The sequence below is a fragment of the Saonia sp. genome, from assembly GCF_056326165.1.
This window is the reverse complement of the sequence record NZ_JBWFBN010000010.1, coordinates 87,826-113,056: the sequence shown is the minus strand read 5'-3', so window position 1 is coordinate 113,056 and position 25,231 is coordinate 87,826. Positions and strand designations below refer to the sequence as shown.

Annotated in this window: 24 protein-coding genes; 12 read left to right on the top strand and 12 right to left on the bottom strand. The window is 35.3% G+C overall.

What is annotated here, in order from left to right:
- Positions 1–159 precede the first annotated feature (159 nt).
- On the bottom strand, positions 160–837 hold the full coding sequence (locus AC000W_RS10540; RefSeq protein ID WP_474748135.1) for a class I SAM-dependent methyltransferase: 678 nt from the start codon (positions 835–837) through the stop codon (positions 160–162).
- A gap of 215 nt (positions 838–1,052) precedes the next feature.
- On the opposite strand from AC000W_RS10540, the gene AC000W_RS10535 reads away from it, so the two are divergent.
- From AC000W_RS10535 to AC000W_RS10525, 3 genes are all read left to right on the top strand, one after another.
- Positions 1,053–2,108 carry a bestrophin family protein gene (locus AC000W_RS10535; RefSeq protein WP_474748133.1) on the top strand — a complete coding sequence of 352 codons (1,056 nt, stop codon included), beginning with the start codon at positions 1,053–1,055 and terminating at the stop codon, positions 2,106–2,108.
- 135 nt (positions 2,109–2,243) lie between these two features.
- Positions 2,244–5,489 (top strand): S41 family peptidase, encoded by a 3,246-nt coding sequence (locus AC000W_RS10530; RefSeq protein ID WP_474748131.1) that lies wholly within the window; start codon positions 2,244–2,246, stop codon positions 5,487–5,489.
- Between the two features lie 39 nt (positions 5,490–5,528).
- Positions 5,529–5,948 (top strand): Dabb family protein, encoded by a 420-nt coding sequence (locus tag AC000W_RS10525; protein WP_474748129.1) that lies wholly within the window; start codon positions 5,529–5,531, stop codon positions 5,946–5,948.
- A 119-nt stretch (positions 5,949–6,067) separates the two neighbouring features.
- Here the strand turns inward: AC000W_RS10525 and AC000W_RS10520 are convergent, their stop codons facing one another.
- The gene (locus AC000W_RS10520) at positions 6,068–7,096 is read right to left on the bottom strand and encodes a quinone-dependent dihydroorotate dehydrogenase (RefSeq protein ID WP_474748127.1); all 1,029 of its coding nucleotides are present in this window, start codon (positions 7,094–7,096) and stop codon (positions 6,068–6,070) included.
- Positions 7,097–7,160: 64 nt separating this feature from the next.
- On the bottom strand, positions 7,161–7,586 hold the full coding sequence (locus AC000W_RS10515; protein ID WP_474748126.1) for a hypothetical protein: 426 nt from the start codon (positions 7,584–7,586) through the stop codon (positions 7,161–7,163).
- Positions 7,587–7,658: 72 nt separating this feature from the next.
- Between AC000W_RS10515 and pepT the strand changes: the two genes are divergently transcribed.
- On the top strand, positions 7,659–8,882 hold the full coding sequence (gene pepT, locus AC000W_RS10510; protein WP_474748125.1) for a peptidase T: 1,224 nt from the start codon (positions 7,659–7,661) through the stop codon (positions 8,880–8,882).
- A gap of 7 nt (positions 8,883–8,889) precedes the next feature.
- Entirely contained in the window at positions 8,890–9,492 is a 603-nt protein-coding gene (locus tag AC000W_RS10505) for a YdeI/OmpD-associated family protein (RefSeq protein WP_474748123.1), read from the top strand.
- A 56-nt stretch (positions 9,493–9,548) separates the two neighbouring features.
- Here AC000W_RS10505 and yajC read toward each other — a convergent pair whose 3' ends face one another.
- From yajC to nusB, 3 genes are read right to left on the bottom strand one after another with little or no spacing between them, the layout of a single operon-like run.
- Positions 9,549–9,836 carry a preprotein translocase subunit YajC gene (yajC, locus tag AC000W_RS10500; RefSeq protein ID WP_474748122.1) on the bottom strand — a complete coding sequence of 96 codons (288 nt, stop codon included), beginning with the start codon at positions 9,834–9,836 and terminating at the stop codon, positions 9,549–9,551.
- Positions 9,837–9,841: 5 nt separating this feature from the next.
- Complete coding sequence (locus AC000W_RS10495; protein WP_474748120.1) at positions 9,842–10,330, bottom strand: DUF1573 domain-containing protein; 489 nt, start codon at positions 10,328–10,330, stop codon at positions 9,842–9,844.
- A 43-nt stretch (positions 10,331–10,373) separates the two neighbouring features.
- A complete protein-coding gene (gene nusB / locus AC000W_RS10490; RefSeq protein ID WP_474748119.1) occupies positions 10,374–11,321 on the bottom strand; it encodes a transcription antitermination factor NusB in 948 nt (315 codons plus the stop codon).
- Between the two features lie 174 nt (positions 11,322–11,495).
- Between nusB and AC000W_RS10485 the strand changes: the two genes are divergently transcribed.
- The 3 genes from AC000W_RS10485 to AC000W_RS10475 all read left to right on the top strand — a co-directional run bounded on the left by AC000W_RS10485 (position 11,496) and on the right by AC000W_RS10475 (position 16,311).
- Complete coding sequence (locus AC000W_RS10485; protein ID WP_474748118.1) at positions 11,496–13,250, top strand: ABC transporter ATP-binding protein; 1,755 nt, start codon at positions 11,496–11,498, stop codon at positions 13,248–13,250.
- 79 nt (positions 13,251–13,329) lie between these two features.
- Complete coding sequence (locus tag AC000W_RS10480) at positions 13,330–13,704, top strand: PUR family DNA/RNA-binding protein (protein ID WP_474748116.1); 375 nt, start codon at positions 13,330–13,332, stop codon at positions 13,702–13,704.
- 81 nt (positions 13,705–13,785) lie between these two features.
- Positions 13,786–16,311, top strand: a complete 2,526-nt coding sequence (locus AC000W_RS10475; protein WP_474748114.1) for a M14 family zinc carboxypeptidase — start codon at positions 13,786–13,788, stop codon at positions 16,309–16,311.
- On the opposite strand, the gene AC000W_RS10470 is transcribed toward AC000W_RS10475, so the two are convergent.
- A complete protein-coding gene (locus AC000W_RS10470) occupies positions 16,304–17,350 on the bottom strand; it encodes a 1-acyl-sn-glycerol-3-phosphate acyltransferase (RefSeq protein ID WP_474748113.1) in 1,047 nt (348 codons plus the stop codon). The two genes, AC000W_RS10475 and AC000W_RS10470, sit on opposite strands and share 8 nt — an antisense overlap.
- Positions 17,347–18,267: a bile acid:sodium symporter family protein gene (locus AC000W_RS10465; protein ID WP_474748111.1), complete on the bottom strand. Its 921-nt coding sequence runs from the start codon at positions 18,265–18,267 to the stop codon at positions 17,347–17,349. The genes AC000W_RS10470 and AC000W_RS10465 overlap by 4 nt, the downstream gene beginning before the upstream one ends.
- A 141-nt stretch (positions 18,268–18,408) precedes the next feature.
- On the opposite strand from AC000W_RS10465, the gene AC000W_RS10460 reads away from it, so the two are divergent.
- Positions 18,409–18,969, top strand: coding sequence for a thioredoxin family protein (locus AC000W_RS10460; protein WP_474748110.1), 561 nt, complete (start codon positions 18,409–18,411; stop codon positions 18,967–18,969).
- A 5-nt stretch (positions 18,970–18,974) separates the two neighbouring features.
- Here the strand turns inward: AC000W_RS10460 and AC000W_RS10455 are convergent, their stop codons facing one another.
- Positions 18,975–19,523, bottom strand: a complete 549-nt coding sequence (locus AC000W_RS10455) for a YfiT family bacillithiol transferase (RefSeq protein ID WP_474748109.1) — start codon at positions 19,521–19,523, stop codon at positions 18,975–18,977.
- Positions 19,524–19,628: 105 nt separating this feature from the next.
- Here AC000W_RS10455 and AC000W_RS10450 point away from each other — a divergent pair, with 105 nt between their 5' ends.
- The 3 genes from AC000W_RS10450 to AC000W_RS10440 all read left to right on the top strand — a co-directional run bounded on the left by AC000W_RS10450 (position 19,629) and on the right by AC000W_RS10440 (position 21,401).
- Positions 19,629–20,267, top strand: a complete 639-nt coding sequence (locus AC000W_RS10450) for a peroxiredoxin (protein WP_474748107.1) — start codon at positions 19,629–19,631, stop codon at positions 20,265–20,267.
- A 61-nt stretch (positions 20,268–20,328) separates the two neighbouring features.
- On the top strand, positions 20,329–21,078 hold the full coding sequence (bla, locus tag AC000W_RS10445) for a subclass B1 metallo-beta-lactamase (protein ID WP_474748106.1): 750 nt from the start codon (positions 20,329–20,331) through the stop codon (positions 21,076–21,078).
- 128 nt (positions 21,079–21,206) lie between these two features.
- Positions 21,207–21,401, top strand: coding sequence for a cold-shock protein (locus AC000W_RS10440; protein WP_167965546.1), 195 nt, complete (start codon positions 21,207–21,209; stop codon positions 21,399–21,401).
- 477 nt (positions 21,402–21,878) lie between these two features.
- Here AC000W_RS10440 and AC000W_RS10435 read toward each other — a convergent pair whose 3' ends face one another.
- The 3 genes from AC000W_RS10435 to AC000W_RS10425 all read right to left on the bottom strand — a co-directional run bounded on the left by AC000W_RS10435 (position 21,879) and on the right by AC000W_RS10425 (position 25,210).
- Entirely contained in the window at positions 21,879–22,811 is a 933-nt protein-coding gene (locus tag AC000W_RS10435; protein WP_474748104.1) for a peptidylprolyl isomerase, read from the bottom strand.
- 123 nt (positions 22,812–22,934) lie between these two features.
- Positions 22,935–24,329, bottom strand: coding sequence for a M20/M25/M40 family metallo-hydrolase (locus tag AC000W_RS10430; protein ID WP_474748102.1), 1,395 nt, complete (start codon positions 24,327–24,329; stop codon positions 22,935–22,937).
- Positions 24,326–25,210: a PPK2 family polyphosphate kinase gene (locus AC000W_RS10425; RefSeq protein ID WP_474748101.1), complete on the bottom strand. Its 885-nt coding sequence runs from the start codon at positions 25,208–25,210 to the stop codon at positions 24,326–24,328. Before AC000W_RS10425 ends, AC000W_RS10430 begins: the two co-directional genes overlap by 4 nt.
- Positions 25,211–25,231: the final 21 nt, after the last annotated feature.

Here is a 25,231-nt window from a genome sequence, read left to right as displayed (position 1 = left end):
GATTCCACAACGAAGTCATAGCCGAACCGATGATGTCGAATACGCCTGCGGCGTACTTTTGTTGCACTGCTACCGCAGCCAACGCACCAAAAGCAAGTTGTATAATTCATTTCCCTATAGTGCAAAACAATAGGAAAAGGCATAACATCTACAATACATTTAAAAAAGTGTAAATAATGTAGTTATTATTGTTCCCTTGCTATCACTTAGCCCAATAGACAATACTTGTTGTTGCTCTTTTACTTTAAAATTAAATGGCGGTGCCAATAGGTTTATACCACTTTGCTTTTTCAATCTAATTCCTTGCCCTGATATGATATCCATATTGAGGATAAAGTCTCCTTTTGGCACATGCTCCGTAACAATTACATATTTAAAACCGGGTAATTTGTTTATTATATTTTGTACTTCTGCATTTGATACATGTTGCAGTACTTGTCTTAATATGGCACAATCACCAGCTGGTAATTCATCTACGGCAATATCCAAGCAATGAAACTCTAAATTTTCCGCTTTAAATTTTTGTTTATTATAGGCTATAAGGTCTGTCACTATATCCACAGCAATATATTTCTTGGTGTGTTCCACCAATTCTTTACCCACATTAAAATCTCCACAGCCTAAATCACATACCACCAAAGGGTCTTTAAAAGATTTTAAAAATGTTGTAACAGCATCAATATATGGGTTTACTATTTCCGGTAGATGTGACCCTGAACCAGAATAAAAATTAGATTGGGCACCGCCCCAAAGTTTATTTTCATAAATCTGTTCCATGGCGTCTTTGGTTGGCCATGGCTTTTTTATTCTTTTAATGTCGTTTTCTTTCTTCTTCATAAACGTGCAGATGGTCTATATAAAAGCTTTTATATTCAAATGTACTATTAAAAGAACCTTTGCAGTGCTATGTTAGAATCTGGCTCTATAGAAATTACCAACCTATTAAGGGTCATTAGGAAAAACTTGAAGAATATTCTAAACGCTCGCCTTTTTTGTTAACTTAGTCCTTATAGCATTAGCTAAGATTTTTAACCCATACTAATTCTAAAGACATGTACACAGGTAAAGTATATAGAATAATAGACATGGCGGCATGGACCCGCTATGAAACCTTATTGTTTCTTGTAATAATTATTGCCTGGGTTTCTGGTTATTACTTTCTGGACATGGATTGGCTCATAATTCCATGGACTCCTTTGGCTTTAATTGGAACCGCTGTTGCATTTGTTATTGGTTTTCAAAACAATGCAGTTTATGGTAGAATTTGGGAAGCAAGAAAAATTTGGGGCGGCATTGTTAATACGTCTCGCACCTTTGGTGTATTTGTACAGGATATGCTCACAGAAGAGTACGCAAAAGAAAAAGTATCTTCTGGCGCTCTAACGGAAGAAATAAAAATCCTTACTTATAGGCATATAGCATGGATGACGGCCTTAAGACATGCTATGCGCAGTCAAAAAAAATGGGAAACTACCAGTGACCATAAAACCAACAGGGAATGGGGCATTGCCCCTCCTGAAACAAATTCCAGCTTGGATGAGGACTTAAAACCGTATCTATCCAATGAAGATATGGCTTATGTTATGGATAAAGGCAATCACCAAACGGCCGTGCTCTATCTACAATCTCACCATCTTAGAAATTTGAAAGAAAAAGGGGTTATCTGGGAGTTTTCATTCTTGGAGTTAGAGGGAATAATTAAAGAACTCTTTACCTTACAAGGACAAAGTGAACGTATTAAGAATTTTCCTTATCCTAGACAATATGCTACCCTTAACCAATATTTTATGTGGTTACTTTTGCTGCTGCTACCAATGGCAATGATTCCACAATTCATAGAAATTGGAAATAAAATTTCTGCCAGTAATCCAATTTTAGGGGATTTATTTGTGTGGCTTTCCGTTCCAATTTATTTGGCAGTAGCATGGATTTTCCATACCATGGAACGAATTGGTAGAACTGGAGAAAATCCATTTGAAGGAACCTCTAACGATGTTCCCATATCTACGATTTCTAGAGGAATAGAAATTGACCTAAGGCAAAATCTTGGAGAGGACAAAGGGCAGATTCCGCCACAGTTTCCAGAAGAATTTGGAGTACAGTTTTAAAGCGGTTTTAGAATTAAATGGTTAATTACAATCCATATTATTATAAATAGTGAAGGAAAACCTTCACTATTTTTTTATACCTTGGAAAGAAAATTAATAGGTGCCACGATTTAGCTAATCCACAAAGACCCACCAATGACTGTAAAAACAAAGTTTCAGGTTTCTTCTTTCAAAATATTCTTCCTTTTTTATATCATCAACCATTTTTATAGCTATACCCAAGGATTTGAAGGGTATTATCAATATCCCAATGTTCAAAACAATACAATTGTTTTTTCCGCCGAAGGTGATCTCTGGAAAGTGCCTCTTACTGGGGGAATGGCGCAAAGACTTACCACACATCTGGAGGATGAACGTTATCCTTCCATTTCACCCGATGGTAAGTCAATTGCATTTTCTGCAAACTATGAAGGGCCCACCGAGGTCTACACCATGCCAATCAATGGGGGGCTACCCATTAGATGGACATACGAAAGTGATTTTTCGACGGTAAATTGCTGGGCTCCAAATGGAAAAATTATCTATGATACCAGAGCCTTTTCAACCCTCCCAGACCGACAATTGGTGAGTATAGATAGGCAGACCAAAAAGAAGGAGAGAATTCCATTGAGCCAAGCAAGTGAGGCCTCTTTTAATGGGACTGGAAATACCGTTTATTTTGTTCGACCTTCTTACCATGGCAATGTAACCAAAAGATATAAGGGCGGTACGGCTCGCCAAATTTGGAAATATACCACCGGTGATGATGAGGCCATAAAGTTGACCACGGACTATACCGGTGAAAGTCACCATCCCATGTGGCATAATGGTAGGGTCTACTTTATTTCGGATAGGGATGGTATAATGAATATATGGAGCATAGATGAGAATGGAAACGATTTAAAACAGCACACTAAACATGAGGGTTTTGATGTAAGAACAGCTTCGGTACATAATGGAAACATAGTGTATCAATTTGGCGCGGATATTTGGCACTATTCCATTACCAGCGATACCACACGTAAAGTAAAAATCCAACTGGTTTCAGATTTAGATCAGTTGAGGGAAAAATGGGAAGATAACCCATCAAAATATATTACATCTGTTCATCCAGATAAAAAAGGGGAACGTATTGTCATTACAGCAAGAGGTAGGGTTTTTGTTGCCCCAGTAAAAACAGGTCGCTTCATTGAATTTACAGATAAAAAGAATGTACGGTTACGGAATGCTGTTTTTTCCAGCAACGGAAAAGAAGTAATTTCTTTATCCGATGAAAGTGGTGAATTCGAATTTATTAGTATGCCCGCCAGTGGGGTGGGAACCCATAGGTCCATTACGGAAAATGGCAAAGTCTTGAGGTATGGGGGCACTCCTTCCCCAGATGGAAAATGGATTGCCTATGCAGATCTGGAAAACAATATGTTTATTTTAAACAAGGCAACCGGTGAAAGTAAATTGATTTCCAATAATCAAGAAGGTATTTATTCCTTCTCCTGGTCACCAGATAGCAAATGGATTTCATTTGTTCAGGCTGCCAATAACTACATGGCTCAAATTCATCTGTACAATATTGATACCCATGACACATTTCCCATTACCACAGATAGAGCCAATAGCCTAAGCCCCCAATGGAGCCCAGATGGAAAATTCATTTATTTCTTGTCCGATCGTAGCTTTACAACATTAGTGGGTGCTCCATGGGGAGCAAGACAGCCCGAGCCCTATTTTGATGCATCTGAAAAAGTGTATCATGTGGCCCTGCAAAAGGGTTCCCGTTCCCCTTTTCGCAAAAAAGATGAATTGTTTAAGGACAAAAAAGATACTGATGAAGAGGATTCAACGGTAAAGGTCCTTGTGGACAAGGATGGCATTTTGGAAAGAATTGAAGAAGTACCCATAAAACCGGGCAACTACAGAAATTTGGCCGTCACTAAAAAAGCGCTCTACATGCTAACCAGTGAAACCGGTGTGGGGGCAAAAACACATTTGAAAGTTGCTAAAGTTGCTAATGAGGAAGTTGAGTTAACCACTATGGTGGAAAATGTTAGAAATTTTGAACTTACTGGCAATGGGGAGAAAATTCTTGTTAGAAAAGGAAGCAATTACTATATGGTTTCTGCAGGAACTGGGAAAGTAAATGATCTAAATGACAGTAAAATTGACCTAAAAGGTTGGCGTTTCCCCATTACTCCCCAGGAAGATTGGAAACAAATATTTACGGATGCATGGAGAATGGAACGCGATTATTTTTATGATAAAAAAATGCATGGGGTAAATTGGGAGGCCATGCATAAAAAGTACTTTCCTCTAGTAGACCGTATAACCACCAGAACGGAACTATCCGACCTTATAGGTCGTTTTGTAGGGGAACTGTCCGCCCTTCATACAAGTGTCCGCGGAGGAGATATTAGAAAGGACGAAAAAAACATTGCAGTTCCCAGCTTAGGTGCAAGATTTAGCAGGAATGAAAATAAAGGAGGATTCACTATTGAATATATTTACAAGGCCGATCCAGATTATCCCGATGAAAAATCGCCACTAGATGACCCTTATTTAGATATAAAAATTGGAGATGTTATTACAAGTATCAATGGTAAATCTACACTATCGGCAATGGACATTGGGGAATTTTTAAGAAACCAGGCAAAAAAACAAGTGAGATTGGGGATTGACCGAAATGGTCTTAAAAGAGAGGTAGTTGTGATACCCACGGACAACCTATATAATCTCCGATATAGAGATTGGGAATATTCTAGAAGGCTATTGGTTGAAAAAGAAACTGACCATAAAGTGGGTTACTTACATCTAAGAGCCATGGGAAGAAATGACCTTAACCAATGGTACAGAGAATTTTATCCCGTTTTTGACAGACCAGGTCTAATACTGGATGTAAGACATAACAGAGGGGGCAATATAGAAAGTTTTATCCTTGAAAAATTGCTCAGAAAAGCTTGGATGTACTGGAAAGGTAGGTCTGGAAATCCCTATTGGAACATGCAATACGCCTTTAGAGGTCATATTGTTGTATTGGTAGATGAAAATACGGCATCCGATGGGGAAGCCTTTGCAGATGGATTTAAAAAACTTGATTTGGGAACAACCATAGGAACACGGACTTGGGGCGGAGAAATATGGCTGAGTGGTGTAAACAGATTAAGCGATGGAGGTATTGCCAGAGCTCCAATGAACGGAGTTTATGACGATCAAGGAAATTGGCTTATTGAAGGACATGGTTTTGAACCGGACATTGTGGTGGAAAACACGCCCCATAAAACCTTTAATGGAGAGGATGCCCAATTAAAAGCAGCTATTGACCTTCTTAAAAAACTTATATCTGAAGACCCCAGGGAGGTGCCCCCTGCCCCTCCATTTCCAGATAAATCCTTTAAAAACAAAGAGTAAAAAATTAATTTATAGAAAATAATCTCAAAAAATCATTTTATGAAAACCACTACTATACACATCCTATTATTTGCATCTCTCTTATCTTTAAGTTTTACTTCCATTGATATGAAAAAAGAAGAAAATACGACATCAAATACAACCGTTAAAAACGATAGCGTTCTAAGACATGTGGTTCTATTTAAGTTTAAAGAAGGGACTGCCCTCGAAAAAATTAAAGTTGTTGAAGATGCTTTTTATGCCTTACCATCTAAAATATCAGAAATTAAGTCTCTAGAATGGGGACTTAACAATAGCCCAGAAGGGCTGAACAAAGGTTTTACCCATTGTTATTTTCTAACTTTTGCCACCGAAGAAGACCGTGCTATATATTTACCACATCCAGACCATAAAGCTTTTGGAGCTACACTGAGTGGAATTCTAGACGATGTTTTGGTGGTGGATTATTGGACGCATTAACTAATCTAACCGATGTCATTACAAGTGCAACGAAGCACAATAACCATGTTTTGTCCGTTCGAACGGAGTCGAGAACTATATTGACCCCTCGACTCCGCTCGGGGTAACACGTAAGTACATTATAAACCTGAATTTCTTAAAATAGCCTTGTTTATTCTTTTTACCAAAATGGGGCCTTCATAAATAAAACCTGTCCAAAGTTGTACTAAAGTTGCGCCTGCTTCTAATTTATCCAAAGCATCTTGAGCTGAGTGTATCCCTCCTACTCCAATTATAGGAAATGCTTTCTTACTTTTTTCAGATAGAAACTTGATGACTTCCGTGCTTCTATGTGTCAAAGGTTTTCCACTTAGTCCACCCGCTTCTTCGGTTAAATCTTGACTAGATTTCAAACCATTACGAGAAATTGTAGTGTTGGCAGCAATAACACCATCAATTTTTGTGATTTTTACTATATCTATAATATCCAATAATTGATCATCTGTTAAGTCTGGTGCTATTTTTAATAGAATTGGTTTTTGACTTTCTTTCTTGGCATTGGCTTTTTTCAATTCATTCAATAATGCTGTCAAAGGCTGCTTGTCTTGCAATTCCCTTAACCCAGGAGTATTGGGAGAGCTTACATTGACTACAAAATAATCTACATAATCAAAAAGAGCATCAAAGCAAATTAAATAGTCATTGGTAGCCTCTTCGTTAGGCGTTACTTTATTCTTCCCTATATTTCCTCCAATGAGCACTTTATGCTCCTTTTTAAGGCGTTCTACAGCCGCCAAAACACCTTCATTATTAAAACCCATGCGGTTAATGATTGCCTTATCTGCTTTTAACCTAAATAATCTCTTCTTTAGATTGCCATCCTGCGGTTTGGGAGTCAGTGTTCCTATCTCAATAAAACCAAAACCAAAGTCAGATAATTCATTGTACAACAGTGCATTTTTATCAAACCCAGCGGCAAGACCTACAGGGTTCCTAAATTTTAATCCAAAAACTTCTCGTTCCAATCTTTTATCATCTATAGCATAAATCGCCCTAAAAAGTCCCGAAAAACCTATTTTGGAAAGAAACTTTACTGTCGAAAATATAAGATAATGTACTTTTTCCGGGTCAATTAAAAAAAGAATAGGACGTAAAAGGAGTTTGTACATGGATTATGTTAGTTTGGGCAAAAATACAAACTGAAGTTAAGTTCAAATAACCCAATCCTACTTTTTATTCTGGAACAACCATATTTCTGTTCAAAGGTCTACGAAAAGCCTCCCTACACAACATTATGTAGCGTTCATATTGTTTTTCATTAAATATGGTAATTAACTTTATGTCATATTCCCTAGAATTGGCAACAAATTCATCTTTTAATTTTCTGTATTTCTCACCCATTATTATAACATCTTCAGGCTTGCTTTGCGGGTGAGTATCTAACAGGGTTTGCATTTTGTCCTCTAAAATCTTGTTTTTCACCTGTAACTCTCCTCCCCACTCTTGCAACTTAGTCTGTTGCTCTTCATTTAATTGAAAAATACTTATAATAATTTCATCATCCTTGCCACCAATATTTAAGGTACAATCTTGAGATTTCCCAAAAAAAGACATCAACAAACAAAAAATAAGGGGAGTAATAATTTTGGGAAGGCTCATTTTAATAGGTATTTGTTCTGAGGATAAAAATAACACTTATATAAACATTATTTTTGGTTAAAAATTATCCCAATGCAAAAACTCATTGACCGTTTTCTAAGCTATGTAACCATTGACACCCAAAGTGATGCCAGTAGCAATACTACTCCCAGCACAAAAAAACAATGGGATTTGGCCAATCTTTTGGCAAAGGAATTAAAGCAAATGGGAATGAAAGAGGTTTCCATTGATAGCAACGCATATATCATGGCCACGCTCCCCAGCAACATAGACCAAGAAGTACCAACTATTGGTTTTATTTCGCATTTTGATACTTCACCAGATTTTTCGGGAACTAATGTAAATCCTCAAATTATAAAAAATTATGACGGGAAAGATATAGTTCTGAATGAAAAAGAGAACATTGTACTGTCGCCAGATTATTTTGAAGACTTGCTTCAATATAAAGGCCAAACTATTATAACAACAGATGGCACCACTCTTTTAGGAGCGGACGATAAGGCGGGTATTACAGAAATTATGACTGCCATGGAATATTTAATTGAGCACCCGGAAATTAAGCATGGGAAAATTCGTGTTGGTTTTACTCCAGATGAAGAAATTGGTCGAGGGGCTCATAAGTTTGATGTAGAAAAATTTGATGCAGAATGGGCATATACTATGGATGGCAGTCAAATTGGAGAATTGGAATATGAGAATTTTAATGCCGCAGGAGCAAAAATCAGTATAAAAGGAAAAAGTGTCCACCCAGGCTATGCAAAAGGAAAAATGGTGAATGCAATTGGTATTGCTAATGAATTTATTGAATTAATGCCACCGAGAGAAGTGCCAGAGCTTACATGGCGTAGAGAAGGTTTTTTTCATATTCACCATATAAAAGGGGACGTTGAAAATGCTGAATTTGAGATGATTATTAGAGACCATGACAAAAACCAATTTGAAGAACGAAAATTAATGCTTCATAAAATTACAGAGCAGTTAAATGAGAAACATGGGGGTTGTATAACATTGGAACTAAAGGACCAATACTTTAATATGAGAGAAAAAATAGAACCTGTTTTTCATATTGTAGAGATTGCCAAAGAAGCCATGGAAGCGGTAAGTATAAAACCCATTATAAAACCTATTAGAGGTGGTACAGATGGCTCCCAATTAAGTTTTATGGGATTGCCTTGCCCAAACATTTTTGCAGGCGGACACAATTTTCATGGTAAATATGAATATGTTCCTGTAGAAAGTATGCAAAAAGCTGTTGATGTTATTGTTAAAATTTGCGAACTTGTGGCAAGCAAATAGGAATCCTATGGATAAGTTAGAAAAAGTAGCCTCTTATTATGAAGAAAACCATTCTTTTAAAGAAAGCATTGCCGTTTTACGCGAATTGGCACTAAAATCCGGGTTAGAAGAAACCTATAAATGGAACTTCCCCACTTATACCCTAAACAATAAAAATGTGTTGAGTATTTGTAAGTTTAAAAACCATTTTGGCATTTGGTTTTTTAACGGAGTCTTTTTAAAGGACGAAAAAAAAGTTTTGAGCAATGCTCAAGAAGGAAAAACGCAAGGCATGAGACATTGGAGATTCAATTCTAATGACGAACTAAATGAAATGGTCGTTTTAGCCTATATGCAAGAAGCCATGGAAAATCAAAAAAAAGGATTGACCATCACCCCAAAAAAAACGACCAAAAAAAGTGTTGTAATTCCCCCACTGCTTATGAAAGCAATAAATTCTGATACTAATTTTAAAAATAGCTTTGACAATTTATCTCCTTCAAAACAAAGAGAATATTGTGAATACATTGATGGTGCTAAGCAGGAAAAAACCAAAATTACCAGGCTACAAAAAATAACCCCAATGATAAAGGAAGGCATTGGCCTTAATGATAAATACCGCAACTGTTAAACAAAAAAAACAGCAATCCGTTGGATTGCTGTTTTTTAATATTAATAAGAGAACGCTTATTTTTTCTCTACAGGATTCAATTTCTTACTCATTTCCATAGAAATGGCGGAACGGTCAAACTTAAGTCGGCCAGCCATAGTTTCTAGAACACAAGACGCATCCTTGTCATTTAATTCTACAACCTTGCCATGAAGACCACTTCTAGTAATTACTTTATCACCCTTTTTTAAAGCTTCCGCAAATTTCTTCTCATCTTTTTGTCTTTTCATCTGCGGGCGAATCATAAAAAAATACGCCACTACAAATATTAAAATCAGTGGAAGAAATGGATATTGTTCTAACATATGTCTTATTTGCTAACTTTTAAAGGACCAGCTGCTGGAGTAGCTCCTGCTTTTGGAGTTACGAATGCCTTTATTCTTAAAATTTCTGAACCTTTTTCTGTGTTTGCAGTTACAGTAACCGCTTTTGTTACCTGATTTTGACCAGAACCATTAAACTTTACCACTAACTGACCAGTTTCTCCTGGAGCTATTGGCGTGTTCTTTGGGTAATCTGGGACTGTACAGCCACAAGTACTCTTTGCATCAGTAATAATCAATGGAGCATTACCTGTATTTGTAAATGCAAAAACAGTTTCTTGAGGTGTTCCTTGGTCTATTGTACCAAAGTCGTGCTCGGACTTATCAAAAGTCATAATTGGTAAACTTTTAGCAGCTTCATCTCTTTGCGAAGCAACTTCAACATTGGCTACGTTAACCTTGCTGGATGCTTTTTCCTTACAGGAAAAAAGAACCACCAAACAGCTTAGCACCAATACTATACTTGTTTTTTTCATGGATTTGATTTTTTTACTTTGATGTAAAATTAACAAAATTTATTTATAACAATCCTCTACCTACTTTTTTTAACTTTCCGTCACTCCTATATTCCTTCACCAATTTGTCCAAAATTCCATTGATAAATATGCTGCTTTTAGGTGTAGAATATTCCTTGGCTATCTCTAAATATTCATTAATTGTTACCTTTTCTGGTATGGAAGAAAAATTTAACAATTCGCATATTGCCATTTTAAGCAAAATAGAATCTACCTCCGCAATACGGTCTTTGTCCCAATTTGGTGTTTTTCCTTCAATCTCATTTTCCCATTCCAAATTGTTCAACAATGTTTTGGTCAATAATTTTTGGGCAAACTCCATATCTTCTTGATCTTTCAATAGTTTAGGAAGGAAAAAAGACTCGCTTTGTTCTTTTTTTGTTTTCTTTATTTGTTTTAGAATAAAAGTGTTTACGATAGGAATATCATCAACCCATGTTAATTTATCATCCTCAAAATAGTCGTAGATTTTTTCATTGGGAGCTATTACATTTTTAAACAGCTCAACTATAAACTCTTTATCATCTTCAAAACTACTCTCGGCGGAAAGCATGTAATTGTTATATAACTTACTTCCTACAACTTCTTTATAAACAATTTTTACATACTCTTCATTTAAGTACCAATTCTTCAATTTCTTTTTGGAAAGTGTATCCTTTAAGGTCTTATTATTGGCCAACAACGTCAATAACGCATTTTCTATAAACTTTTTTTGATTAGGATATTGGTCAGATGCTGTTGCCAAATATTTTTTTGAGGAAAGGTGCACATTGTTTTCAGCCAATTGCCGTACTTCAATCAACAAACTCAGCATCAACAAATAGAGGGAGTACATGTTCTCTATACTTACTTTTAAAAACTTTTCCTGTTTTTCTAATGAATCATCTTGGGACTGGGTCAGTGCATAAATACATTGCATTACTTTAACCCGAATATGCCTTCTTGTAAGCATTTTAAAGAACTTTTGCTAGAACATGTTAAACGTAGGCGCAAAAATAGTGTTATAATTTATAATCATAGGTGTTCCTTTTACAATCTTATAAATTTTATAACATTTTATTAACCATCAAACTGCTATATTTGATGCCTTTGTACAACCAGAAACTTATCACTACCCAACTATTGAATGAAAGAACTTAAACACCTAAACAAATATTTTAAGAAATACTGGGTGAAGCTCTTATTGGGTGTTATTATCACCATAATTGCCCGCATTTTTTCATTAGTAATGCCCTCTTACGTTAGAAAATCTTTTGAAGTGGTAGAAGGATTTGTAGCTAATACAATTGCGAAATCTGAAGCAAAGGACCTTTTATTAGAGTACATTCTAATAATTCTGGGGACAACAATTCTTTCAGGAATCTTCACCTTTTTAATGCGCCAGACAATTATCAATGTATCTCGTTATATAGAATATGATTTAAAGAATGAGGTGTTTGACCACTACCAATCCCTTAATCTAAATTTTTACAAAAAAAATAGAACTGGAGATTTAATGAGCCGTATCAGTGAAGATGTGGGGCAAGTTAGAATGTATGGTGGTCCTGCCGTAATGTATGGTTTAAATGCTCTTACTCTCTTTGGATGCCTTATTCCATGGATGTTTATTACAGCGCCAACATTGGCTCTGTATACAATTGCTCCCTTTCCAATTCTATCGTTTCTTATTTATAAAATAAGTAAAATAATACATCTGCGTAGTACTAAGGTCCAAGAGTTTTTATCTACCCTATCTACATTTACGCAAGAATCGTTTTCAGGAATTTCCATCATAAAGGCATATGGTTTGGAGCCGAAAATAAATAAAGAAGTGCAGGCACTTGCAATAGAAGGAAAAGATAAAAGCATGGACTTGGCAAAGGTAAATGCATGGTTCTTCCCCTTAATGATTCTCCTTATTGGTATTAGCAACATATTTGTAATCTACATTGGTGGAAAACAATACATCAACGGTGAGATAACATCAATTGGAACCATTGCGGAGTTTATACTCTATGTAAATATGCTTACATGGCCGGTGGCTATTGTTGGGTGGCTCACCTCTATTGTTCAGCGTGCAGAGGCCTCACAAGAACGAATAAACGAATTTCTAAAACAACAACCTACCATTAAAAATGAAGTTGAAAAAGAGACACCTATAAATGGGAAAATTGAATTCAAGAATGTTTCATTTACCTATGAAGATACCAATATTACAGCTTTAAAAAATATATCATTCACTATAAATGAGGGGGAAACAGTCGCTATTCTTGGCAAGACTGGGTCTGGAAAATCAACCATTTTGGATTTAATTGCTAGACTGTATGATACTTCTTCTGGTGAGATTTTAATTGATGATATTAATATAAAAGAATTAAACCTAAATAGTTTAAGAAAAAGTGTTGGGGTTGTGCCGCAAGATGCTTTTCTTTTCTCTGACACCATTAAAAACAATATTAGATTTGGAAAAGAAAATGCGACCAACGAGGAAATAATTAAAGTGGCAAAAATGGCCGTAGTACATAATAATATTATGGAGTTCACCAAACAATATGAAACCATTTTGGGCGAAAGAGGTATTACCTTGAGTGGTGGACAAAAACAGAGAGTCTCCATTGCTCGTGCGCTTATTAAAAATCCAGAAATTTATTTGTTTGATGATTGCTTGTCGGCAGTTGATACAGAAACTGAGGAAGAAATATTAAATAATCTAAAGAAGGTCTCAAAAAACAAAACAACTTTGATTGTAAGCCATAGAGTTTCTTCTGCCAAAAATGCCGATAAAATCATTGTTTTAAATGAAGGGGAAATCTTACAAGAAGGAGAACATGAGGTTTTACTGAATGAGGAAGGTTATTACAAACAATTGCATTATGATCAATTATCGGAGAAAGAAAGTTAGAAAAATGTTGTTAGAGTAACTTTTTTTTTACAATTTTGAAAGATTAACTAGATACCCCCGCTAACTATAACTATATAAAATGAGTGAAAAAGATTTAATGGATCAAGAGGAAATATATTCTAAGGTCTTAAGGGCTGGAAGAAGAACATATTTCTTTGATGTAAGAAGTACCAAAGCAGGTGATTATTACTTAACTATCACAGAAAGTAAAAAATTTACACATGATGATGGATCATTTCATTACAAGAAACATAAAATTTATCTTTACAAAGAGGATTTTAGTGCTTTTCGTGAGTTAATGAACGAAATGATGGATTATATTGTTGACGAAAAGGGGGTTGAGGTCATTTCTGAGCGTCACCAAAAAGATTTTAAGAAAGAAGATAACATTGTTGAAAATGGGGAAGAGCCTTCTACAGGAAGTTTTACAGATGTCGATTTTGATGACATCTAATTTCTCCTTTTCATAATAAAATTATAAAACGACCCTTATTTTAAGGGTCGTTTTTGTTTTAAACTAAATAACTGAACATCTATGAGAAAACTATTATTTTATCTAGCATTGGGTATATCATTAACAATTACCGCCCAAGAATCTTTTGATTTAAATTATTACTTACCACAAAATATTACCTATAATAAGGATATCCCAACTCCCAAAGACATTATTGGCCATGAAGTGGGAGAATGGCATGTTACTCATGATAAGCTTATGTTTTACATGCAGACATTAGCAAAGGCAAGTAACCGTATCACTATAGAAAATAGAGGGAAAACATATGAAGGCAGACCCATATTATTATTAACTGTCACATCTCCAGAAAACCACAAAAACATAGAAAAAATTAGAACCGACCATCTGGCTCTTTCGGAAAGTGGTGCAAATAGTTTGTCTACCAGCGATATGCCCATTGTAGTCTACCAAGGTTTTTCCATACATGGTAACGAGCCAAGTGGAGCAAATGCTGGTCTAGCCTATGCATACTATTTAGCAGCTGCAGAAGGACCAGAAATTAAAGAAACCCTAGATAATGCCGTAATTCTAATGGACCCATCTTTTAACCCAGATGGTTTACAGCGATTTGCTTATTGGGCAAATACAAATAAGAGTAACAATCTTAATCCAGATAATAACGAAAGAGAGTATCATGAAGTGTGGCCAGGAGGAAGAACAAATCATTATTGGTTTGATCTAAATAGAGATTGGCTCCCAGCTCAATTACCAGAGAGTAGAGCTCGTATAAATACCTTTCACAAATGGTTGCCAAATATTTTAACAGACCATCATGAGATGGGTAGCAATTCTACTTTCTTTTTTCAACCAGGAGAACCTACAAGAGTACATCCATTGACTCCAAAATTAAACCAAGAGCTTACTGCCGAAATAGGCTCCTATCATATAAAGGCATTTGACAAATTGGGTTCATTATATTACTCGGAAGAAAATTATGATGACTACTATTATGGAAAAGGCTCAACTTTTCCAGATGTAAATGGCAGCATTGGTATTTTGTTTGAACAAGGAAGCTCAAGGGGGCATATTCAAGAAACAGAGAATGGTCTTTTGACTTTTCCGTTTACCATAAGAAATCAGTTTACCGCAGCCTTATCCACAATTGAAGCAGCTAAAAATATGCGTGGAAAAATTTTAGACTATCAGAAAGGATTTTACAAGGGCATGAGGGATGAAGCTGCTCGCTCTAAATCCAAAGCAATCATATTTGGGGATAGCAAGGATGCATCTAAAACATGGCACTTAGCAGAAATTTTGAATCGACATAAAATTAAATTCAATGAACTAAAAAATGATGTGACCATTGCTGGAAAAGCATTTAAAAAGGGAAGTAGTTATGTGGTTCCCATGAATCAGAAAAATCCAAATTTGATAAAGGCAATGTTTGAAAAGAGAACTACGTTCACGGATAGTATTTTCTATGACATTTCTGCTTGGACCTTTCCCTTGGCTTTTAATGTTGATTATACTGAGGTTAACTCTCTTACCAATGCAGGGTCAGAAATCACATCTTTATCCCCTTTGACGGGTACTGTAGATAGGCAAAGTAATTATGCCTATTTATTTGAATGGCACGAATATTACACTCCAAAAGCTTTAAACAAGATTGTAAATAAAGGTATCAGAGCAAAAGTTGCCAAAGGGCAATTTACCCTAGATGGAATAAAATATGACTATGGAACCATTATGATTCCTGTTCAAAATCAAAAGTTGGACAAAAAAGAACTTTATGACTTTTTAACAAAAGTAGCCCAAGAAAGCAAAATTAACATTAAAGCTGTAGCTACAGGACATACGACAGGAATAGATTTGGGAAGTAATGATTTTGATCCTATTAAAAAGCAAAAAGTAGCGATTTTGGTGGGTAATGGAATTCGTTCTTATGATGCGGGTGAAATATGGCATTTGTTTGACCAACGTTACGACATGAAAATCACCAAAATAGATGCTAATTATTTTAGCAATATTGATCTAAGTAAGTACACAGATATCATTATTCCAAGTTCATGGGGTCGGGGGGCATTAAATAAAAGTGGAACAGATAAACTAAAGGAATGGGTAAAAAACGGTGGTACACTCATAGGATATAGAAATGTGGCTGAATGGCTTAGTAAAAATGAGTTTATGAAATTGGAATTTAAGAAAGACACTTTGGATGTGAAGAATGTCTCCTTTGAACAAAAAGGTGATTTCCATGGCGCACAGGTAACGGGCGGTGCCATTTTTGAAACCAAATTAGACCGCACGCATCCAATTAATTATGGTTATAAAAATGACAAACTTGCCCTATTCAGAAATACCAACGTATATATTAAACCTGATAAGGATAGTTACGACAACCCTATTACATATACCAACAACCCTCTTTTAAGCGGATATATCTCCGAAGAAAACTTGGAACTTATCAAAAACTCAGTTCCATTTCAAGTAAAGCGAATGGGCAAAGGCAGGGTTATTGCTTTTACTGATAATACAAATTTTAGAGCCTTTTGGTATGGCACAAATAAACTACTTATGAATGCCATTTTCTTTGGTCAGATTATGTAGTAAAAGGATATAATTTAATATACATTCTATTAAATAGGATATGACCTAGTAGTACTATGAATACTAGGTCGTATCCTATAATTTTTTCTAAAAAGAGGAACAACATCAGATAAATTATAGGATAAAATAGAAGTGCATACATAAACCTAAACGTGCTTAAGAACTCTATTTCCCTTATTCTTGGTTTTACAAATAATTTCCATGGAATTAAAAAAGGAATATTAAGAGCTATAAACAAGACTTTTAACAACCCAGAAAGCAAGTTTTTACGCTTCTTTTTGTGTTCTTTAACTTCTTTATTGGTTAAAATCGTATTAACAGAAGAAGGTTCTAAATAATCAACCTTCATTGAATTTAACTTATGTAAAATTGAATGATAATTCTCCTCATCATCAATATGGGTAGTCGTGTTCTCTAAACTATCAGATACGGCTTTCTTAATTTTATTGATGGACTCTGGCAATTTGTTCTTATCAAATAGGTTTAAAAGAGAAATTTCTTTATCAAAAAATAATGCTGTACTATCTGGGAAGCTATCAGCCTTTATATAGTTTATACCAATGGGAATTAGTTTAATATCCAATTCTGGTTGCTTTTCCATGGCTCTAAAAAGGATTCTGGTAAAACCTTTACTTAGCGGGCGAACGCGTTTCTTAATATTATGGCTGCCTTCAGGAAAAATAAGGATGTGCTCATTTTCCCTTAATAAGTCCGAGCATTTTTCAAAAATGACATCGTTATTTGCTAGGGAATTTATACCGTCTCTTATTCTATAGATAGGTATCATTTGTAAAAAATTCAACAGTGATATTACAATTGGACTTTTAAAAACACTGGCACGTGTTAAATAATAAGGTTTTCTTTTACAAAAAACTGCCACTAGCAGAGCATCTAGTAACGCATTTTGATGATTGGCAAGAAATAGGACTGGTTTGTTCTTGGGAATATTCTCTAGCCCATGAATTTTAATCGTGGAAAAATAGTAACAAAGACCAATACCTATCCACCATTTAAATAAATAATAACCAACCTTTTTCATGCCAGTTTTTTTTCCTCACTTGGTCTGTATCCCCATATGGCAGCTAATACCAGTCCAGAAACTAAATGCCAAATGCCCCAAAATGCAGTAAGAATAGCCATACCTCCTAGACCATCAAAAAAAGTAAATATTAAAAGTAATCCCAATCCAGAATTCTGGATTCCAGTTTCTATGGTGATACTCTTTCTATCCTTTTGTGAAAGCCCCATTAATCTTGCCCATGAAAAACCTGTGAAGAAAGCTAAAAAATTATGAAGAAGAACAATCCAAAAAACATAAATCACATAATCCTTAAAAATTTCCCTATTGTTATATAGAGCAATAAAAATTAGCGCTACAAAAAATAATAGTGAGGCAATTTTTAGCACTTTTGCGAGCTTTGCAGCCAATTTTGACCTAATATAATTTAACCACATTCCCAATACTAGAGGAATACCTAGCAAAAGAGCCACTAGTTTTATCATTTCCCAAGAAGAAATAGACACTGTTTTTAAAATTGAATTAGTGGGCTCATATAAGGAACCCCATAGCTGCAGGCTCAACGGAGTCATAAAAATTGCCAGTAAAGTGGCTATGGCCGTAAGGCTTACTGAAAGAGCTGAATTACCCTTTGCCAAATGTGTAATAAAATTCGAAACATTCCCCCCAGGACAAGCAGCAACCATAAACATTCCCAATGCTATGCTCGGTATTGGTTCTATTAACCAAACCAAAAAAAAAGTAATTAAAGGAAGCCATAAAAACTGACTAATTACACCAACAAAAACCGATTTTGGACTTTTAAACAAATGCTTAAAATCCGAAACCGAAATTTCTAACGCAATTCCAAACATTACAAAAGCCAATGCCAAGTTCATGACCCAAAGAGCCTCTGGACTAAAATTTATATGAACATTGTCAATAATTTGGTCTACCAACTACTAAAATTTACATTTCAAACAATACAATATAAGTCATTTGTATTATAATTTAACAATTTGTTTTATACCAGAGATAAGGAAATGATTCCTTTAAATGTATAAAAACCTTAATTTTATCACTTCCAAAATTTAGTATAAATGGCAAGAACTCCAAGTAATATGTTACCTCTTGGTACAGTGGCACCAGACTTTAATCTTTTTGATACAGTATCGGATTCCTTTTTGGAGCTTCAAGAAATAAAGGGTCGTAAAGGCACAGTGATTATGTTTATTTGTAATCATTGTCCATTTGTAAAACATGTAAATGCAGAATTAACCCAATTAGGTAAAGATTATATGACCAAAGGAATTGGCTTTACAGCCATTTGCAGTAATGATGTAGAAAATTATCCCCAAGATGCCCCTCATTTAATGAAAGAAATGGCAAAAGAAGAAGGTTTTAGTTTCCCATATCTATATGATGAAACCCAAGAGGTAGCTGAAAAATATAACGCTGCTTGCACTCCAGATTTTTATTTGTTTGACGCTGAGTTAAAATTGGTCTATAGAGGTCAGTTGGATTCTTCCAGACCTGAAAATGGAATTCCTGTAACTGGGACTGACCTTAGAAATGCCATTAATGCCCTGTTATTGGGAAATCCTATTGATCCAGTCCAAATGCCAAGTATTGGTTGCAATATTAAATGGATTAAAAACTAACTTCTTTATAGCCAGCCTTCTCTTTTTAACAAATTTTCAATATGGGCAAAATGGTGGTTGCTATGCCACGCATATTTACCAATGTTCTCTTTTACAGTTACCTCTAGATTTCCTTCAGGATGTAAGTAACTTAACTCCATTTCTTCTTCCGAAAGTCCTCGCAAGAGATATACCATTTTTGCATGTAGCGCCTTAATATATTCCAAGGAAAGTGAAACTGGGGCCGATTTTGCATCAAAAATTTCAGCCCAATCTTTTTCTTCATACGCTTTTATCAAAGGTTTTTCCTCTGTAAGCGACCATTTAAAACGGGTATAACTATGGTGGTGGCTGTCAGCAATATGATGAACTACCTGCCTCACTGTCCAACCCTCTGGGCGATAAGGAGTTTCTAATTGGTCATAAGAAAGTGGTTTTATCATGTGCTCCAATCTATGTGGAAACTGCTCTAAAATGGCAACCCAGTCAACAATATCACCTTCCGTAATAATTTCAGGACATTCAAAATGTCCTATAGGGTATTTTAATTGTTCTAAATCTAAATTCTTCACCATATAAAAGTACTAAACTTTAATACATTTTTAACCTTCAAGAAAGAGATTTTAAGTAATATCCCTTAACTTTAAGGGACAATTAATTTTAATCTTAAAAATAAAGAAATGGCGACAATACGATTGGGCGATATAGCTCCGGATTTTACAGCTGACAGTTCCTTAGGAATGATTAATCTCTATGATTATTTAGGTGATGGATGGGGAATTTTATTCTCTCATCCAGCAGATTTTACACCTGTTTGTACTACAGAATTAGGGACTGCATCAAAATTTAAAGACGAATTTGCCAAGCGCAATGTAAAAATGATGGCTCTAAGTGTTGATGGGGCTGTATCTCATAATGAATGGATTCAAGATATTAATGAAACCCAAAACACTAAGGTAGATTTTCCAATTATTGCTGATGAAGATAAAAATGTATCCAATTTGTATGATATGATTCATCCAAATGCTGATAACAACTTAACGGTACGCTCAGTATTTATTATTGCTCCGGACAAAACGGTAAAACTAATTATTACATACCCAGCATCAACAGGTAGAAATTTTCATGAATTATTGCGTGTTATTGATTCTTTACAATTAACAGCATACCACAAAGTAGCCACACCTGCCAACTGGAACCACGGAGAAGATGTAGTCGTAAGCCCAGCAATAGCTATAGAAGATGCAAAAAAAATATTTTCAAAAGGTGTTACAGAAGTAAAACCTTACTTAAGAATGACACCAGATCCAACAGCATAAACATATTGTACTTAAAAGAGAGCCTCTCAATAAGAGAGGCTTTTCATTTTTTATATTTTTCATGACAAAGTATACCTTATTTTCTGCCATTTTTCTTTTAGTATTAAGTTGCCAATCCAAAAAAAACTCTAACAAAGCTGAAGATTACAAGTCTGGAACTTTAGAGGTTAAAAAAATAACTGCCCATATATACCAACATGTTTCATATCTAGATACTAGAGATTTTGGCCTAGTACCATGCAACGGTATGGTTGCAATAAATAATAATGAAGCTATAATTTTTGATACACCAACAAATATTGATGCATCAAATGAATTGATTAATTGGGTGGAAAGTGAAAGTGGGTTACATAGCAAAGTTAAAGCTATAATTCCAACACATTTTCATATTGATTGTCTGGCTGGGTTGGAGACATTCCATCAAAAAGGCATTACATCATATGCAAACAATACTACTATTGATCTTGCCAAATTGCAAAATAAATCATTACCGAAAAAAGGATTTAATGATTCATTAGAATTACTGATTGATGATAAAAAAATCATGGTAGAGTTTTTTGGAGAAGGCCATACAAAGGATAATGTGGTAGCATATTTTCCACATGATGAAGTACTATTTGGAGGGTGTTTAATAAAAGAAATTGGGGCCGATAAAGGAAATTTAGAAGATGCCAATACCAATGATTGGTCACGTACAGTAACTAAATTGATAGAAAAACACCCTAATCTAAAAACTATTATTCCTGGACACGGCAAAGTTGGTGGTACAGAATTATTGGACTTTACTATTGAGTTATTTACAATAAAATAACATACAAATAGTATGTTGGGACAACGTTAAGCTTTTAGGGATAAAATAATATAATTTTAAAAAAACTCTGATTTCCAATAATTTAATATTACTTTCGCACTTTAATTAATTATTTTATATTTATTATTATGAGTAAAGGAACAGTAAAATTCTTCAACGATTCCAAAGGATATGGTTTTATCACTGAAGATGGTTCGCAAGAAGATCACTTTGTACACATTTCTGGCTTAATCGACGAAGTACGTGAAGGTGACGTTGTAGAATTTGAACTACAACAAGGTAAAAAAGGATTGAACGCCGTTAATGTGAAGGTAGTAGACTAGGTACAAACAACTTTTTTATAGCGCAAAGCCCAAGCAAATGTTTGGGCTTTTTTTTATTTTTATTTATCGATTGAAAATCAATACTTTAACATTTTTTTTAACTTTTTACGCAACCCCTCACCTTTTTATCATCTTATACGAAACGGTTAAAGTTCCCCAATTAAAATTAACCATATGATTACATTTCTTGGAATTCTTTTATCATTATTGGCTATCAATCTATTATTGCTCGCTCTAAGCGTTAACCAGACAAAAAAACGTTGAAATTAGTAGGGTTTTTTTCTGCCAAGTTGTTTATATATCAAAGGGATAATTTTCCCCAAACCTTTGACCCCAATAAAAATGAATACTTTTTTTTCTATACTCTTGCTTTTAATAGTTATTAACTTTGTACTTCTTATAACTAGTGTTAATAAAGCTAAATAAAAAAAGCCTCCTTATTAGGAAGCTTTAAAATATTTTCTATTGAATTTAGGCCTATTTAACATCCATTAATTCCACATCAAAAATTAGAGTTGCGTTTGGGGGAATTACCCCACCAGCACCAGCACTACCGTAGCCCAAATGGGAAGGAATTACAAAACGTGCCTTATCACCAATTTGTAATAAACTAATACCTTCATCCCAACCAGAAATTACCTGGCCAACACCTAATTGAAAATCTATAGGTTGGTTTCTTTTATAGGAAGAATCAAATACTTGTCCGTTTGTTAAAGAGCCTTCATAATGAACAGACACCGTTTTACCTTTTTCTGCTTTTACGCCACTTCCTTTCTGAATCATTTTATATCTAAGACCACTTTCAGTTTTATCAAAACCAGCAGCTACTTTATCCAATTCGGCTTCGGCTCTTTCTTTTTCCTCCGCGATTCTTCTTTCTCTTGCACCCTCAAAAGTTCTAAAGGCTTCAATGGCGTTCCAACTTTCTGCTTCTGCACCAACTCTAACTATCTCTAAAGTTTCTAGGGTATCATTTTGCGCAATAGCATCCACTACTTCTTGTCCATGCTCCACATGTCCAAAAACAGTATGCTTATTGTCTAACCATGGTGTTGCAATATGTGTAATGAAAAACTGACTTCCGTTTGTTCCTGGGCCTGCATTTGCCATAGACAACACTCCTGGTCCATCATGAGTTAATTCTGGATGAAATTCATCATCAAACTTATAGCCAGCGTCACCCGTTCCTGTTCCTAACGGACATCCTCCTTGTACCATAAAATCTGGAATTACCCTATGAAAGTTTAATCCGTCATAATATGGGTTTCCTTGCGATTTTATGGAGTTTTCCATATTTCCCTCAGCTAATGCCACAAAATTACCCACTGTTCCAGGGGTTTTATCATGAGTAAGTTTTACTAATATTTCTCCTTTTGATGTATTGAATTTTGCGTAGATTCCGTCTTGCATGTTTACTTTGTTAAAATGAGGGGCAAAGGTAGGGATTTCGGTTGAAAATCTTCAGAGTTCAGAGTTCAGAGTTCAGAGTTTAGAGTTTAGAGTTTAGAGTTTAGAGTTTAGACAAAAAAAAAATCAACCCTTAATCTTTACTGGCGGAACGGTACCATACTTATCAAACAAATAAATTAAGCTTGTCATGGTAGCGGCACCAAGTTCAAGCTCCCGTTTGTTCACATGCTCAAACGTATCATTTTCTGCATGATGATGGTCAAAATAGCGTTGGGAATCTGGGCGCAATCCAGCCAATACAATATCATTATTCTTTAATGGACCAATATCAGCGCCACCACCACCTCTTATGAATTGGTGTATTAAATAGGGTTCAAACAATTTTTTCCAATTTTCTACTCTTTCAAAATTGGCATCAGAACAATCAAAGGAAAAGCCTCTCGGCGTAAATCCTCCAGCATCACTTTCCAACGCAAATACATGGTTTTCTTTTTTGCTTTTAGCAATTTCAGCATATTTATTACCTCCACGCATTCCATTTTCTTCATTCATAAACAATACAACTCTAATAGTGCGCTGAGGTTTATAACCTGATTCTTTTAATAGCCTAAGGACATCCATACTTTGCACACAGCCAGCACCATCATCATGAGAACCATCTCCTAAATCCCAAGAATCCAAGTGCCCGCCTACAACCATAATTTCATTTGGATAGGTACTCCCTTTTATTTCGCCAATAACATTAAATGAATCTACATCATTAAACTGCTTACAATTCTGCTTAAAATAGAATTTTATATTTGGGTTTAGTTTCAAGGTATTGCTCAATAATTCAGCTCCGTTGGTACTAATTGCAGCAGCTGGAATTCTGTTATAATCTGCTGTATCACCGTACCCCATAGAACCTGTATGTGGAAAATTGTCCAATCTTAGATTCATAGAACGAACAATAACACCAACTGCACCATACTTTCCCGCTTCATTTGCTCCCGAATAACGTTGGTCTACACAGCCTGAATACGCCTGAAAGGTATTAATAAGTGTTGCGTCCATAGGGCGATTGTAAAAGACTATCTTTCCCTCTATTTTTTCTCTTCCCAAAGCAGCCAAATCTTCTATTCCCTTAACCTCTATAACATTTGCTTTTATTCCTCCCGAAGGAGTGGCCACTGAGCCTCCTAATGCGCAAATTGGGACATTGTTTGTGAGCCCTGGTTTTGTTTCTATATAGGCAAATTCAGGAGTGCCCCTCACCCATTTAGGTACTTTAACAGGTTGTAGCCAAACTCTATCCAAGCCCAAGGAATCCAACTGGGATTTTGTATAATCAATCGCCTGTTGGGCTTGCACAGACCCAGAAAGCCTACCTCCTATTTGGTTTGATAAATAGTTTAACCAATCATATGCCTTTCCTTTGGTCAAAGCTGCATCATAAATGGCTTTTATTTGCTTTTCATCATCTGTTTGGGAAAAACCCTGCATTGCCACCAATAGGAGCAGAATCAATAATTTCTTCATTCTTTTTCGTTTTCCAGTTCTCTTTTATAGTCCTCTAAATTAGCTTTTATTTCATCATCTAGCTCAGGTTCCTTAATATCTTCATACTTTTTTAACTCTTGTAACATAATAGATGCCACAATAACCCTAGCTGCTTTTTTATTATCCGCAGGTATTACAAACCATGGAGCATGTGGTTTGGATGTCCTTTCAATTGCTTCCTCATAACATTCAATATACTTATCCCACAACTGTCTTTCTTTTAAGTCTCCAGGAGAAAACTTCCAATTTTTCTCTTGTAATTCCAATCTTCTTAGCAGCCTTTGGCGTTGCTCTTCTTTAGAAAGATGTAGAAAAAATTTAAAAACAATAGTTCCATTTTCAGCAATGTGTTTTTCAAAGTTGTTGATTTGCTCAAAGCGTTTGTCCCAAAATTTTTGATTAATATCTTCTACAGTATGGATTCCAGGAATGTTCTCTCCCAATATATACTCTGGATGCACCCTTGTCACCAAAACATTCTCATAATGTGTGCGGTTAAATACTCCAAATTTTCCTTTTGCTGGTAGCGCAATATAATGTCTCCAAATATAATCGTGTTTTAATTCTAGCTCCGTGGGAACCTTAAAACTATGTACTACTACCCCACGGGCATTAAAGTCTTTAAAAACTTCTCGGATAAGACTGTCTTTCCCAGCAGTATCAATCCCCTGAAGGCAAATCAACACACTATATTTACTATGGGCATACAAGGTGTCTTGAAACTTTCCTAAATCCTCCCGGGTTTCTTCCAGCACTTTTTTTAGCTCCTTGTCATTTGCTCCTAAATCCTCATAGGTGTTATAGTTAGACAATGTTAATACACCATCTACCTTAAAGTTTTTTATATCTACTTTCTTCATAGGTTGAATATAAAATTTTTT

Excerpts from the sequence above, each read along its gene's own strand:
- AC000W_RS10540 (WP_474748135.1), bottom strand. The coding sequence starts at position 837 with ATGAAGAAGAAAGAAAACGACATTAAAAGAATAAAAAAGCCATGGCCA.
- AC000W_RS10535 (WP_474748133.1), top strand. The coding sequence starts at position 1,053 with ATGTACACAGGTAAAGTATATAGAATAATAGACATGGCGGCATGGACC.
- AC000W_RS10530 (WP_474748131.1), top strand. The coding sequence starts at position 2,244 with ATGACTGTAAAAACAAAGTTTCAGGTTTCTTCTTTCAAAATATTCTTC.
- AC000W_RS10525 (WP_474748129.1), top strand. The coding sequence starts at position 5,529 with ATGAAAACCACTACTATACACATCCTATTATTTGCATCTCTCTTATCT.
- AC000W_RS10520 (WP_474748127.1), bottom strand. The coding sequence starts at position 7,096 with ATGTACAAACTCCTTTTACGTCCTATTCTTTTTTTAATTGACCCGGAA.
- AC000W_RS10515 (WP_474748126.1), bottom strand. The coding sequence starts at position 7,586 with ATGAGCCTTCCCAAAATTATTACTCCCCTTATTTTTTGTTTGTTGATG.
- pepT (WP_474748125.1), top strand. The coding sequence starts at position 7,659 with ATGCAAAAACTCATTGACCGTTTTCTAAGCTATGTAACCATTGACACC.
- AC000W_RS10505 (WP_474748123.1), top strand. The coding sequence starts at position 8,890 with ATGGATAAGTTAGAAAAAGTAGCCTCTTATTATGAAGAAAACCATTCT.
- yajC (WP_474748122.1), bottom strand. The coding sequence starts at position 9,836 with ATGTTAGAACAATATCCATTTCTTCCACTGATTTTAATATTTGTAGTG.
- AC000W_RS10495 (WP_474748120.1), bottom strand. The coding sequence starts at position 10,330 with ATGAAAAAAACAAGTATAGTATTGGTGCTAAGCTGTTTGGTGGTTCTT.
- nusB (WP_474748119.1), bottom strand. The coding sequence starts at position 11,321 with ATGCTTACAAGAAGGCATATTCGGGTTAAAGTAATGCAATGTATTTAT.
- AC000W_RS10485 (WP_474748118.1), top strand. The coding sequence starts at position 11,496 with ATGAAAGAACTTAAACACCTAAACAAATATTTTAAGAAATACTGGGTG.
- AC000W_RS10480 (WP_474748116.1), top strand. The coding sequence starts at position 13,330 with ATGAGTGAAAAAGATTTAATGGATCAAGAGGAAATATATTCTAAGGTC.
- AC000W_RS10475 (WP_474748114.1), top strand. The coding sequence starts at position 13,786 with ATGAGAAAACTATTATTTTATCTAGCATTGGGTATATCATTAACAATT.
- AC000W_RS10470 (WP_474748113.1), bottom strand. The coding sequence starts at position 17,350 with ATGAAAAAGGTTGGTTATTATTTATTTAAATGGTGGATAGGTATTGGT.
- AC000W_RS10460 (WP_474748110.1), top strand. The coding sequence starts at position 18,409 with ATGGCAAGAACTCCAAGTAATATGTTACCTCTTGGTACAGTGGCACCA.
- AC000W_RS10455 (WP_474748109.1), bottom strand. The coding sequence starts at position 19,523 with ATGGTGAAGAATTTAGATTTAGAACAATTAAAATACCCTATAGGACAT.
- AC000W_RS10450 (WP_474748107.1), top strand. The coding sequence starts at position 19,629 with ATGGCGACAATACGATTGGGCGATATAGCTCCGGATTTTACAGCTGAC.
- bla (WP_474748106.1), top strand. The coding sequence starts at position 20,329 with ATGACAAAGTATACCTTATTTTCTGCCATTTTTCTTTTAGTATTAAGT.
- AC000W_RS10440 (WP_167965546.1), top strand. The coding sequence starts at position 21,207 with ATGAGTAAAGGAACAGTAAAATTCTTCAACGATTCCAAAGGATATGGT.
- AC000W_RS10435 (WP_474748104.1), bottom strand. The coding sequence starts at position 22,811 with ATGCAAGACGGAATCTACGCAAAATTCAATACATCAAAAGGAGAAATA.
- AC000W_RS10430 (WP_474748102.1), bottom strand. The coding sequence starts at position 24,329 with ATGAAGAAATTATTGATTCTGCTCCTATTGGTGGCAATGCAGGGTTTT.
- AC000W_RS10425 (WP_474748101.1), bottom strand. The coding sequence starts at position 25,210 with ATGAAGAAAGTAGATATAAAAAACTTTAAGGTAGATGGTGTATTAACA.